General features: G+C 68.9%; 13 protein-coding genes. All 13 read left to right on the top strand.

Annotation, left to right across the window (positions count from 1 at the left end):
* Positions 1–30: 30 nt before the first annotated feature.
* The 13 genes from pilM to rpsJ all read left to right on the top strand — a co-directional run bounded on the left by pilM (position 31) and on the right by rpsJ (position 12,516).
* Positions 31–1,083, top strand: a complete 1,053-nt coding sequence (pilM, locus tag ITJ59_RS10825) for a type IV pilus assembly protein PilM (RefSeq protein ID WP_194651104.1) — start codon at positions 31–33, stop codon at positions 1,081–1,083.
* Entirely contained in the window at positions 1,080–1,865 is a 786-nt protein-coding gene (locus ITJ59_RS10820) for a hypothetical protein (protein WP_194651103.1), read from the top strand. The genes pilM and ITJ59_RS10820 overlap by 4 nt, the downstream gene beginning before the upstream one ends.
* 1 nt (position 1,866) lies before the next feature.
* A complete protein-coding gene (locus tag ITJ59_RS10815; RefSeq protein WP_194651102.1) occupies positions 1,867–2,541 on the top strand; it encodes a hypothetical protein in 675 nt (224 codons plus the stop codon).
* Positions 2,478–3,275, top strand: coding sequence for a CBU_0592 family membrane protein (locus ITJ59_RS10810; protein WP_416354861.1), 798 nt, complete (start codon positions 2,478–2,480; stop codon positions 3,273–3,275). Before ITJ59_RS10815 ends, ITJ59_RS10810 begins: the two co-directional genes overlap by 64 nt.
* Before the next feature lie 27 nt (positions 3,276–3,302).
* Positions 3,303–3,788 carry a DUF6121 family protein gene (locus tag ITJ59_RS10805; RefSeq protein WP_194651100.1) on the top strand — a complete coding sequence of 162 codons (486 nt, stop codon included), beginning with the start codon at positions 3,303–3,305 and terminating at the stop codon, positions 3,786–3,788.
* Between the two features lie 36 nt (positions 3,789–3,824).
* Entirely contained in the window at positions 3,825–4,991 is a 1,167-nt protein-coding gene (locus ITJ59_RS10800) for a hypothetical protein (RefSeq protein ID WP_194651099.1), read from the top strand.
* 228 nt (positions 4,992–5,219) lie between these two features.
* Positions 5,220–5,588, top strand: coding sequence for a 30S ribosomal protein S12 (gene rpsL, locus ITJ59_RS10795; protein ID WP_017885540.1), 369 nt, complete (start codon positions 5,220–5,222; stop codon positions 5,586–5,588).
* A gap of 5 nt (positions 5,589–5,593) precedes the next feature.
* Positions 5,594–6,064 carry a 30S ribosomal protein S7 gene (gene rpsG / locus ITJ59_RS10790; RefSeq protein WP_055950927.1) on the top strand — a complete coding sequence of 157 codons (471 nt, stop codon included), beginning with the start codon at positions 5,594–5,596 and terminating at the stop codon, positions 6,062–6,064.
* An 87-nt stretch (positions 6,065–6,151) separates the two neighbouring features.
* On the top strand, positions 6,152–8,269 hold the full coding sequence (gene fusA, locus ITJ59_RS10785; RefSeq protein WP_194651098.1) for an elongation factor G: 2,118 nt from the start codon (positions 6,152–6,154) through the stop codon (positions 8,267–8,269).
* A 148-nt stretch (positions 8,270–8,417) separates the two neighbouring features.
* A complete protein-coding gene (tuf, locus tag ITJ59_RS10780) occupies positions 8,418–9,605 on the top strand; it encodes an elongation factor Tu (protein WP_123293136.1) in 1,188 nt (395 codons plus the stop codon).
* A 207-nt stretch (positions 9,606–9,812) separates the two neighbouring features.
* Complete coding sequence (locus ITJ59_RS10775; protein WP_194651097.1) at positions 9,813–10,790, top strand: DNA topoisomerase IB; 978 nt, start codon at positions 9,813–9,815, stop codon at positions 10,788–10,790.
* Between the two features lie 79 nt (positions 10,791–10,869).
* Positions 10,870–11,697, top strand: a complete 828-nt coding sequence (locus ITJ59_RS10770) for a DarT ssDNA thymidine ADP-ribosyltransferase family protein (RefSeq protein ID WP_194651096.1) — start codon at positions 10,870–10,872, stop codon at positions 11,695–11,697.
* Positions 11,698–12,207: 510 nt separating this feature from the next.
* Positions 12,208–12,516: a 30S ribosomal protein S10 gene (gene rpsJ / locus ITJ59_RS10765; protein WP_017885534.1), complete on the top strand. Its 309-nt coding sequence runs from the start codon at positions 12,208–12,210 to the stop codon at positions 12,514–12,516.
* Positions 12,517–12,527: the final 11 nt, after the last annotated feature.

Below are 12,527 nucleotides of genomic sequence, written 5' to 3'. Positions count from 1 at the left end.
GACCCGAAGACGGTCACGGAAGGACCAGCAATGCCGAAGAGCATCGTGGGTGTCGACATCGGCGCCGCGGCGATCCGCGCCGTCGAGGTGCAGGACGCCGACCGCTCGAAGCCGACCATCGTCCGATTCGCCGAGGTCCCCGTGCCCGAGGGCGCGACGCGGCAGGGCGAGGTCGTCGAACCGAACACCGTCGCAGGTGCACTGCGCCAGCTGTGGTCGATCGGACGCTTCCGGTCCAAGGACGTCGTGCTCGGCATGGGCAACCAGCGCGTGCTGTCGCGCGACCTGACCGTCCCGCGCGCACCGATCGCGCAGATCCGGGAGTCGCTGCCGTTCCAGGTGCAGGACATGCTCCCGGTGCCGGTCGGCGACGCCATCCTCGACTTCTACCCGACCGGCGAGGGCTTCGGTGAGAACGGTCCGACCGTCACCGGCCTGCTCATCGCTGCCGTGAAGGACGCCGTGCTCGCCAACGTGCGCGCCGTGCAGAACGCCGGTCTCAACCCGGTCGGCGTCGACCTCATCCCGTTCGCCTTGGCCCGCGTGCTCGCACCAGCGCATCAGCGTGGCACCGCTGCGATCGTCGAGTGCGGCGGGAACACCACCACTGTCGTCGTCGTCACCGACGGCGTCCCGAAGTTCGTGCGCATCATCCCGACGGGTGGTGACGACATCACGCGGATGCTCGCCGGGCGGCTGTCGATCAGCGAGGGGTCCGCCGAGGCCGTCAAACGACACCTCGGCATGGACCCGCTCACCGCGAAGACGAGTGACGATGCGCTCGCCGTCGCCGCGGTCCGAGAGACCGTCGGCGAACTGTTGGCGAGTCTCCGCAACACCGTGAACTACTTCGCCAACACGCATCCCGCAGAGCCCGTCGGCACGATCCTGCTCGGCGGTGCTGGCGCCGCCCTGCCCGGCTTCTCGTCCGCCCTGTCGGAGTACACACGCACCCCCGTCCGGTTCGGTGCACCCTTCGCCAACGCCTCGCTCGCGAAGTCGATCCGCGCCGAGGACCTGCAGGTTCACGGCGCATCGATCGCGGTCGCCTGGGGCCTCGCGACCGGAGGCAAGGCCGCATGAGCCAGACGACGAAGCCCGGACCCTTCGGCGCGACGACCGGTCGCCTGCGTCGGCGGACCGCCGTGCAGGACACGACCGCGGCGCGAGTAGCCGCCGACAGTGCCGTGCGAGCCAAGCGTCAGGGCCGAGGCAGCGGGAACGACGTCTTCGTCGGCGCACGTCCCAGCGCCGACCTCCTGCCGACCGAGGTCCTCGCCGAACGTCGGAGCCGAAGCGTGGTCCGGCGGATGTGGGCCGGGGTGGTCCTGGTGGGCGTGGTCGCCTGCATCGGTACCGGTGGCGCCAGTCTGCTGGCCGGTCAAGCGCACGACGACCTCTCCGACGCGCAGAACCAGACGCTCTCCCTCCTGCGTCAGCAGGCGCAGTACAAGGACGTCCGCGACACGGAGTCCGGTACCGCCCTGCGCGAAGCAGCCCAGTCCGTCGGCGGGTCGACCGAGATCGCGTGGAAGTCCTACCTCGGGTCGTTGAAGTCGTCCCTGCCCGCCGGAGTCGAGATCACCGGGGTGGCGATCGACTCGTCGACGCCGCTCGAGGCCTACACCCAGGCCGACACACCGCTGCAGGGGGAGCGTGTGGCGACCCTGACCATCGATGCCCAGAGCTCGACGCTCCCGTCCGTTCCGCAGTGGCTCGACGCGGTCAAGGGGCTGACCGGTTTCGTCGACGCAACGGCCAACGCCGTCACCCTCGACCCGACGACGGGCGCCTACACGGTCAACATGACGATCCATGTCGACGGGGCGGCCTTCGACGGCAAGTACCTGGACAAGGGTGAATGAGATGACGCGCACCAGACTCAACATGCTCGTCGCCGTCGTGGCGATGGTCGTGGTGGCGCTCGCCGGGTTCTTCCTCGGTGTGCAGCCCCATCTCGCACAGGCCGCTGCTGATCACACCCAGCAGACCTCCGTCGACGCGACGAACCGCACCACGGCCGCGGAGCTCGCTCGGCTGCGAGACCGCTCGAGGTCCTTGCCGGAGCTCAAGGCCGAGCTCGCGAAGCTCACCGCCTCGGTCCCGTCGAGCGCCAGCATGTCGTCGTTCTACGGTGCGGTCGACCGGATCGCCGCAGGTGCCGGGGTCAAGGTCTCCGCGATCACGACGTCCGACGCGGTGGCCTACGCTTCGCCGGCATCCGGAGCGAGCGCCACGCCAGCCGCGAGCGCGACGGCCGAGCCCGCCGCCGACGCGACCACTCCGGCCACCGATCCGGCGATCTCGGGGAAGAACTTCTCAGCGATCCCCGTGTCGGTGTCGGTGGACGGGTCCTTCGACCAGGCGCTCGCCTTCGTCGGTGGGCTCCAGGACGGAGCCCGGCTCTTCCTCGTCAGCACCGTGTCGTCGTCCGCCACGCAGGACTCCACCGATCAGGATGCAAACGCCTCGACGACGTGGACCTTCGGCGGCTACGTGTACGTCCTGACGGCGGACGAGAGCACCTCCGCGAAGGGCTGAACCGACCCCCTCCGACTGGGGTGGGACGCGCCACGCCGACCCCTCTTCCGCGACACCCGTCGGTGTGCGTACGATGCTCTCGACGCCGTGCTCGCGGCTGCTCATCCCCTCTCGAACGGTCGGCTCGAATCGGCCGTTCCTCGTCGTGCCCGGAGTCGCGCGTGTTGGTCGGAATCGTGGAATTCCTCGGTTGGTTCGGTGCGGTAACCGTGCTGGCAGGTTACATACTCTTCTCCACGGGGAAGCTCCCGAACGGGCCGGTCTACCAGCTCTTCAACCTGGTCGGCGGGTTGGCCGTCGCCGTGAACGTGGCGGCGCACCACGCCGTGCCGTCGACGATCGTGAACGGCATCTGGGCGATCGTCGCCGTCGTCGTCCTGGTCAAGATGGGTCGTGCCCGTCGTGCGGCGAGGCGGGGCGAGCCGACGGCCTCCGAGGCGACCGTGCCGCACGCCGAGCCGGCCGCCACCACCGGGGTCCTGCCGATCATCGGCCCCGCCCTGCGTGACCACGAGCCGGAAGCGACCGCCGAGGCGGGCGCGACCACGGGCCTCCCGGTCGGAGCGCAGGCGCGCACGACGCAGGCTGCACCCACCACCGGCACGACGCAGGTGGCCCCGATGACCGAGACGGTCCCGATCATCACCGCGACGATCGCACTCGCCCTGGTCGCCGCAGCCCAGGAGCGCGCCGACGGTGCCGGGCACGCCGAGCGGACCGACGCCTCCCGCTGACCGGCCGGTCGGCGATACGATCACCCCATGTCCCGGTGGTTGATCGCGACGATGACGTCGGTCCTCTTCATCGCGCTCGTCGTCGCCGTCGCGGGGTTCGAAGCGCTCCTCGCCGACGTCGAAGCGATCTCGCAACCCGACGCGACCCCGTACCTCGGGCCGGCCATGGTGATCGGGGCCGCGGTGGTGGTGTTCCTCGCGACCGCGGTCGGTGCCCGCGAGGGCAACCCCGGCGTCACCGGCCTGGTGGCGGCTGCGACGGCCTACCTGGTGATGCTCGGAGTCGGGGCGGTCGGGTACGCGATGATCCGCGGCGACCTGACCGAACTCCTCGTCTTCCCCGCGGGCTACGCGCTCGGGCCGTTCGTGGTCGGGTCGGTCGTCGTGGCACTCCTGTGCGTGATCGGGGGGATCTCGACGGCACGGCACCAGTCGCGGGCGGCGGACCGGAGCTCGGAGGCGGGGCAGCATCACCAGCCGACCATCGCCAGGGACGACACGGCCGGGCGGTAGTCTGCCTGGGCACGACGGACACACGACGGGGGAACGATGAGCGACCAGCACACGCCTGATCCGGGCCAGCAGAACGGTTGGGGAGCCGTGCCGTCGGTGTCGTCGATCCGCGGGACGCAGGACACGGCAGCGGGTGCGTCGACCACGTCGTACGCGCCGTACGCGCCGCGCGCACCGCGCCGGAAGCTCCGCCGCGGCCAGGTCGTCGGGATCATCGCGGGCATCGCGGCGCTGTCGCTGTTGCTGGTCGGCGGGATCGCCGGCTCACTGTTCGGCTCGGCCACCCACTCGGCCGACCGGCCGGTGCGGGCCTTCCTCGACGACCTGACGGCTGGCAAGGTCGACGACGCCCTCGACGCAGCCGGCATCGACCGGACCAAGTCCGACGTGCTCCTCACCGACGCCGCGTACGCGAAGGCGAGCGGCAAGGTCACCGGGTACCGGGTGGCCGCGACCAGGACCGACGGTGAGACCGCGACGGTCAGCGCCTACCTGCGTCAAGGGGGCCGTGACGTCGCGGCGACCTTCACGCTGGACCAGAACGGCACCGACTGGGGTGTGTTCCCGGTGTGGGAGCTGCAGGCGCCGGACCTCGGGACCGTCGACGTCAGCGTCCGTGGTCCGTCCGGCGCCGCAGTGCAGGTCGCGGGGACGTCGGTGAAGACCGCGAAGGACGGCACCGTCAGCCTCCGGGCGCTCCCCGGCACGTACGCGGTCGCGTACGACGGCGGCAAGTGGACGAAGGCGACCGGCGGCAGCGCTGTGGTCGGCGGTTTCGGCGGCAGCTCGTCGACGCCCGTGCAGATGACGGCGGCGTTGACCAATGCCGGCGAGCAGGCGGCGAAGCGGGCCGTCGATGCATGGGTGGACGGCTGCATCGCCTCGACCGACGCGAGTCCTGCCGGGTGCAGCTTCTACGCCTACGGCGAGAACCCCGCCTACACCTACACGAACGAGAAGTGGACGCTCGAGACGCGGCCCACCGTGTCCGTCGGCAGCTGGAGCACGAACGGCTGGCTCGTGACGACCACGACGTTCGGCCGGGCGACCTTCACGGCCGACATCGCGGGCGCGGGTGGGACCGGCACGGCCACGGCGGGGCCCCTCAACGTGAACGCCAGCGGGTACATCACGGGCTTCTCCGGCTCCGGCGCGACCTTCCGGTCGGCGGTCGGCAACGGGTCCTCCGACACCGGCTCATGACGGTGTCCGGCGTGGTGCCGGCCCGGATTGATTTCGTCCCGTTACGCGGGTAGTCTCTTCTGGGTGTGCGCCCTCGGGCGCGCCCGAAAAGTCCGGCGGGCGAGATCGCCCAGTCGGACCACTCCGTCCCCCACTGGTTCCTCCGCCGTCAGGCGGTCATCAGCGTGGGACGAGGAAGCCGGCGGATCGCGCCGGCCAGAGAGCACGAGCGAAGAACCAGGAGAACAGTTGCCTACTATTCAGCAGCTGGTTCGCAAGGGTCGTACGCCGAAGGTCACCAAGACCAAGGCGCCCGCCCTGAAGGCGAACCCCCAGCAGCGTGGTGTGTGCACCCGCGTCTACACCACCACCCCGAAGAAGCCGAACTCCGCACTGCGCAAGGTCGCTCGTGTGAAGCTCTCGAACGGCACCGAGGTCACGGCGTACATCCCCGGTGAGGGTCACAACCTCCAGGAGCACTCGATGGTGCTCGTCCGTGGCGGTCGTGTGAAGGACCTCCCCGGCGTGCGGTACAAGATCATCCGTGGCGCCCTGGACACCCAGGCCGTCAAGAACCGTAAGCAGGCTCGTAGCCGCTACGGCGCGAAGAAGGGTTGAGTTAGATGCCTCGTAAGGGTCCCGCCCCCAAGCGTCCCGTCGTCGCCGACCCGGTCTACGGTGCGCCGATCGTCAGCCAGCTCGTCAACAAGATCCTGCTCGACGGCAAGAAGGGCCTCGCCGAGCGCATCGTCTACGGTGCACTCGAGGGCGTCACTGCCAAGAACCAGCAGGATGCTGTCGTCACGCTCAAGAAGGCGCTCGACAACGTCCGTCCGACCCTCGAGGTCCGCAGCCGCCGCGTCGGTGGCTCGACCTACCAGGTCCCGGTCGAGGTCAAGCCGCACCGCGCGAACACCCTCGCGCTCCGCTGGCTGACCTCGTACGCCAAGGCCCGTCGCGAGAAGACGATGACCGAGCGTCTCATGAACGAGATCCTCGACGCGTCGAACGGTCTCGGTGCCGCGGTCAAGCGCCGCGAGGACACGCACAAGATGGCCGAGTCGAACAAGGCCTTCGCCCACTACCGCTGGTAGTCCCGGCACCGTCCGGGTGCCGGTGGTCAAGAACCCCGGCGCCCGGACGGCCGCCAACCTCTCCTACAACTCTTCCGGAGGAACCCTGTGGCACAGGACGTGCTCACCGACCTGAACAAGGTCCGCAACATCGGCATCATGGCGCACATCGATGCCGGCAAGACCACGACGACCGAGCGCATCCTGTTCTACACGGGCATCACGCACAAGATCGGTGAGGTCCACGACGGCGCTGCCACGATGGACTGGATGGCGCAGGAGCAGGAGCGCGGCATTACGATCACGTCGGCCGCGACGACCTGCTTCTGGGACAACAACCAGATCAACATCATCGACACCCCCGGTCACGTGGACTTCACGGTCGAGGTGGAGCGTTCGCTCCGCGTCCTCGACGGTGCCGTCGCCGTCTTCGACGGCAAGGAGGGCGTCGAGCCCCAGTCCGAGACCGTGTGGCGTCAGGCGGACAAGTACAACGTCCCGCGTATCTGCTTCGTCAACAAGATGGACAAGCTCGGCGCGGACTTCTACTACACCGTCGACACGATCATCAACCGCCTCGGTGCCGAGCCCCTCGTGCTCCAGCTGCCGATCGGTTCCGAGAGCTCGTTCGAAGGCGTCGTCGACCTCGTCCAGATGCGTGCACTCACCTGGCGCGGCGACGCCAAGGGTGACGTCGCGATGGGTGCGAAGTACGAGATCGAAGAGATCCCGGCCGACCTGCAGGACCGCGCCGCCGAGTACCGCGAGAAGCTCATCGAGCGCGTGGCCGAGGCAGACGACGTCCTCATGGAGCGTTACCTCGAGGGCGACACGGACTTCTCGGTCGACGAGATCAAGGCCGCGATCCGCGCCCTCACCGTGAGCAGCACGCTCTACCCGGTGCTGTGCGGTTCCGCCTTCAAGAACCGCGGTGTCCAGCCGATGCTCGACGCCGTCATCGACTACCTCCCGTCCCCGCTCGACGTGCCGCCGATGATCGGCCACGACGTCAAGGACGAGGAGAAGGAGATCATCCGCAAGCCCGACGCGACGGAGCCGTTCTCGGCCCTGGCGTTCAAGGTCGCGGTGCACCCCTTCTTCGGTCGCCTCACCTACGTCCGCGTGTACTCCGGCTCGATCGAGTCCGGCGCACAGGTCATCAACTCGACCAAGGGCAAGAAGGAGCGCATCGGGAAGATCTTCCAGATGCACTCCAACAAGGAGAACCCGGTCGCCAACGTGACCGCCGGCCACATCTACGCGGTCATCGGCCTCAAGGACACCACCACCGGTGACACCCTGTGCGACCCGACCAACCAGGTCGTCCTCGAGTCGATGACGTTCCCGGAGCCGGTCATCGAGGTCGCGATCGAGCCGAACACGAAGGCCGACCAGGAGAAGCTCTCCACCGCCATCCAGAAGCTCGCCGAAGAGGACCCGACGTTCCGCGTCGAGCTCAACGCCGAGACCGGTCAGACGACGATCAAGGGCATGGGCGAGCTCCACCTCGACATCCTCGTCGACCGCATGAAGCGCGAGTTCCACGTCGAGGCGAGCGTCGGCAAGCCCCAGGTGGCCTACCGCGAGACCCTCACGAAGATCGTCGAGCGGTACGACTACACCCACAAGAAGCAGACCGGTGGTTCCGGCCAATTCGCGAAGGTGCAGATCGCCCTCGAGCCGATGGAGGTCACGAGCGAGAAGGTCTACGAGTTCGTCAACGCGACCTCCGGTGGCCGTGTCCCGCGTGAGTACATCCCGTCGGTCGACGCCGGTATCCAGGACGCCATGCAGGTCGGCATCCTCGCGGGCTACCCGACCGTCGGCGTGAAGGCCATCCTCAAGGACGGCGCGGCGCACGACGTCGACTCGTCCGAGATGGCGTTCAAGATCGCCGGGTCGATCGCCTACAAGGAAGCGGCTCGCAAGGCCGGTCCGGCGATCCTCGAGCCGATCATGGCCGTCGAGGTCCGTACTCCTGAGGAGTACATGGGCGACGTCATCGGTGACCTGAACTCCCGTCGTGGCCAGATCGCCTCGATGGAGGACGCCTCGGGCGTCAAGGTGGTCCGCGCGAGCGTGCCGCTGTCCGAGATGTTCGGCTACGTCGGCGACCTGCGGTCGAAGACCTCTGGTCGTGCGGTCTACTCGATGACCTTCGAGACCTACAGCCAGGTCCCGGCCAAGGTCGCCGAGGAGATCATCGCGAAGAACGCGGGGGAGTGACGCCCGAGCGTCTCTCCACAGGCGGGGGCGCCCGGCGACGGGCCCCTCGCCACCAAGTAAAGTAAAGACACACACCGCGCACCAACGGTCCAGAGCCCATCCAGGGCCGGCCGGGGGTGTCGCTTCCGAGTCCTGAGGAGGACCCACAGTGGCCAAGGCCAAGTTCGAGCGCACCAAGCCGCACGTCAACATCGGAACCATCGGTCACGTCGACCACGGCAAGACCACGCTCACGGCGGCGATCACCAAGGTTCTGCACGACCAGTACCCGGACCTCAACGAGGCCCGTGACTTCGCGCAGATCGACAACGCTCCCGAGGAGCGCCAGCGCGGCATCACGATCAACATCTCGCACGTCGAGTACCAGACCGAGAAGCGTCACTACGCGCACGTCGACGCCCCCGGCCACGCCGACTACGTGAAGAACATGATCACGGGTGCGGCGCAGATGGACGGCGCGATCCTCGTGGTCGCCGCCACCGACGGCCCGATGCCCCAGACGCGTGAGCACGTGCTGCTCGCCCGCCAGGTCGGCGTCCCCTACATCGTCGTCGCGCTGAACAAGTCCGACATGGTGGACGACGAGGAGATCCTGGAGCTCGTCGAGCTCGAGGTCCGCGAGCTCCTCGGCTCGCAGCAGTTCGACGAGGACGCCCCCGTCGTGCAGGTCTCGGCGCTCAAGGCGCTCGAGGGCGACGAGAAGTGGGTCAAGTCGGTCCAGGAGCTCATGGCCCAGGTCGACGAGCACGTGCCGGACCCGGTGCGCGCCACCGACCAGCCGTTCCTGATGCCGATCGAGGACGTCTTCACGATCACCGGTCGTGGCACGGTCGTCACCGGTCGCGTCGAGCGTGGAACGCTCAACCTGAACGCCGAGGTCGAGATCGTCGGCATCCGCGCGACGCAGAAGACCACGGTCACGGGCATCGAGATGTTCCGCAAGCTGCTCGACCAGGCGGTCGCCGGTGACAACACCGGTCTGCTCATCCGTGGCCTCAAGCGCGAGGACGTGGAGCGCGGCCAGGTCGTCGTCAAGCCCGGTTCGGTCACGCCGCACACCGAGTTCCAGGCGAACTCGTACATCCTGACCAAGGAAGAGGGCGGGCGTCACAACCCGTTCTACGCGAACTACCGTCCGCAGTTCTACTTCCGCACCACGGACGTCACCGGCGTCATCACGCTGCCCGAGGGCACCGAGATGGTCATGCCCGGCGACACCGTCGCCATGACCGTCGAGCTGATCCAGCCGATCGCCATGGAAGAGGGCCTCCGCTTCGCCATCCGTGAGGGTGGCCGCACGGTGGGCGCCGGTACGGTCGAGAAGATCCTCAAGTAACTCCGGTTACCTGCGTCAGCGGGGTCGAGCCTTCGGGCTCGGCCCCGCTTTCTCGTTCCCGAGCCGACCGGCTGAGCCGTTCAGGAGCCACTGGCGGTCGCTGACGGCCATCGCAGGGCACGGACGGGAGGCGCGGCGCCGGCCCGCCGCGGAGGCCCCTGTCCGCCCCATGCGGCGTCTCAGGCACGGGGGAGTTGGCTCGAGAGCGTGACCCGTCTGCGCCGCTCCACGACCTCCGGTCGTGGCTACCACCGTGTCCGGAGCGGACGCGGCTTCTCCTACCGCGATCCCGACGGCGCGACCGTCACCGACCGCGCCGTGCGCCGACGGCTCGAGGAGCTCGTCATCCCGCCGGCGTGGGAGGACGTGTGGATCTCGCCGTTCGAGAACGGCCACGTCCTCGCGACCGGGATCGACGGTGCCGGTCGGCGTCAGTACATGTACCACCCGTCCTGGCGCGAGCGGATGGACCGGATCAAGTACGACCGCGCGCTCGCCCTCGCGGAGTCGCTGCCGGTCGCCCGACGCGGGGTGACGCAGGACCTCCGCCGCCCGGAGCCCGATCGTCGCCGGGCCCTCGCAGCGGCGTTCCGGATGCTCGACCAGGGGTCGCTCCGGGTGGGTTCCGAGCGGTACGCGAACGAGCACGGCAGTCGTGGGCTGTCGACGCTGCTCTGCGCCCACGCACACGTCTCGGGTGACGACATCGAGCTCGACTTCCCCGGCAAGAGCGGGCAGGAGTGGTCCTCGTCGATCCACGACGCGGACCTGGCCTCGGTGATCGTCGGCATGAAGCGCCGTGGGCCGAACGCGCGCCTGCTGTCCTTCCGTGAGCGCCGTGGCGACGAGTGGGAGCCGCTCTCCGCCGAGGACATCAACGGGTACGTCAAGGAGCGCGCCGGTGACGACTTCACGGCGAAGGACTTCCGGACGCTGCACGGGACGGTGGCCGCGGCCGTCGACCTCGCACAGACCGGACCGCAGCCGTCGGAGGCCAAGCGCAAGCGTGCGGTGTCCCGTGCGGTGAAGGCGGCGAGCGACGAGCTCGGCAACACCCCGACGGTGTGCCGACAGAGCTACATCGACCCGCGGCTGCTGGACGCGTACGAGCACGGTGAGACCATCGATCCGGCCCGGATCCACGCCGCGGAGTCCGAGGTTCGGGCCTTGCTCTACCGTCAATGACCCCGGGAGCGTCCGGATGACGTAGCGTTGGTCGACGTGCCGGACCACCCCACACGGCACGGAAGGACCCACAACAGTCGTGACTGACGAGTGCATCCACGGTTTCCCCACCGAGCTCTGCGACATCTGCGCACCCCGCCAGCGTGCGGAGTCGGACATCCCTCCTGCTCCCTCGCCACGCCGGACGCGCATCACCACCAACCTCCGCGTCGACCCGCCGGCCTCCGGCCCCGGGACGTCGCTCCGTTCTCCGACGTCGCTCCGGTCGTCCTCCGCGGACCTGCCGGAGGCGCGGGTCTTCGCGTCGCTGCGCGCGCACCACGTGACCCACATCGACAACCTCGACGGCATCGTCGGGTCCGGTGCGATCCTGGCTGCCGACCAGGCCGAGCCCTCGGTCGACGTCAGCAGCCCGGAGACCCGGGCAGCCCGCGCCGAGGCCGAAGCGCCCGACGGCAGCACGATCGCGACGCACGTGCCGTTCACCCTGTCGCCCGACGCCGTCCGCTGGGACGAGCTCCGCACCGGTGCCGCAGGTGCGCGCTGGTCCGACGCCGCGCGACGCACGCGCGCCGTGGACTACGTGGTGCTCGTCGTGCCGGTGTCCGCGTTCGGTGACTCGGTGGTCGTCGCCGACCAGGACGCCGACGCCGACGACGCCCGGTTCGCCGTCGGCCCCGACGCCGCGACGAACCTGATCCGTCGCACCGACTTCACCGATCCGGAGATGCTCGGACTCGAGCTCCTCGCGGGGCCGACCGTCCCGTTCTCCTCGGTTGCGGTCATCGGCGTGCCGAACGACAAGGCCCGTCAGACCGTCCGCGCCGTGCTGGCCGACCACGGTGGGCACGCACCGCGAGTCGCGGTCTTCCCGCCGTGGTTCGTGCCCCCGGTGACGGCCGAGTAACCGTCCCCACGAGCGCCCTCCGGACCACGTCCGGAGGGCGCTCCGCGTTGCGGGGTCGACCCGTGCCTCCAGGCCGCCCGATCCCCGTGGAACCGGGGAAGCGACCCGGTGTCGACACGCCCGGCATTTCGCGACACGCCCGGGTTGCACGTGAGCCGGGGACATGCGAGACTTGTCCGGTTCCGAATTCCCCGCGGGTGCGAGTCCGCAGGATCACTGCTCTGGCAGTGCACAACCCCCTTGTTCAGCAGGGCTGGGTTGGGCCGCAGGCAGCAGAACACGACTCCCCGAGGTCATGACGGACGCAACTGCGTTGCGCCCGGAGTGCGAGGAAGTCGATTGCCCACGCTGGACGGCCGAGGTCGCCCGCGCGGTTGACAGGTGAACAGCGGTCATCCCCAGCGGATGCGGCCGGTTGGTTCAGGAAAACAGCACGGTCTGCAGCAATGCGGAGCCGAGCGGCGTCAGGCGGCCTGCGGGTGCGCGGCGCAGAGAGAGGACAAGAGACACATGGCGGGACAGAAGATCCGCATCCGGCTCAAGTCGTATGACCACGAGGTCATCGACACGTCGGCCCGGAAGATCGTCGACACGGTGACCCGTGCCGGTGCAACCGTGGTCGGCCCGGTGCCACTCCCCACCGAGAAGAACGTGATCGCAGTGATCCGTTCCCCTCACAAGTACAAGGACTCGCGCGAGCACTTCGAGAAGCGCACGCACAAGCGGGTCATCGACATCGTCGACCCGACGCCGAAGGCCGTCGACTCGCTCATGCGACTCGACCTGCCGGCAGACGTCAACATCGAGATCAAGCTGTAAGGGGGCTGACC

This window comes from Curtobacterium sp. VKM Ac-1393 (assembly GCF_015350995.1).
Taxonomy (GTDB): domain Bacteria; phylum Actinomycetota; class Actinomycetes; order Actinomycetales; family Microbacteriaceae; genus Curtobacterium.
The sequence above is the reverse complement of the archived record's forward strand: the minus strand, read 5'-3'. Positions and strand labels throughout refer to the sequence as shown.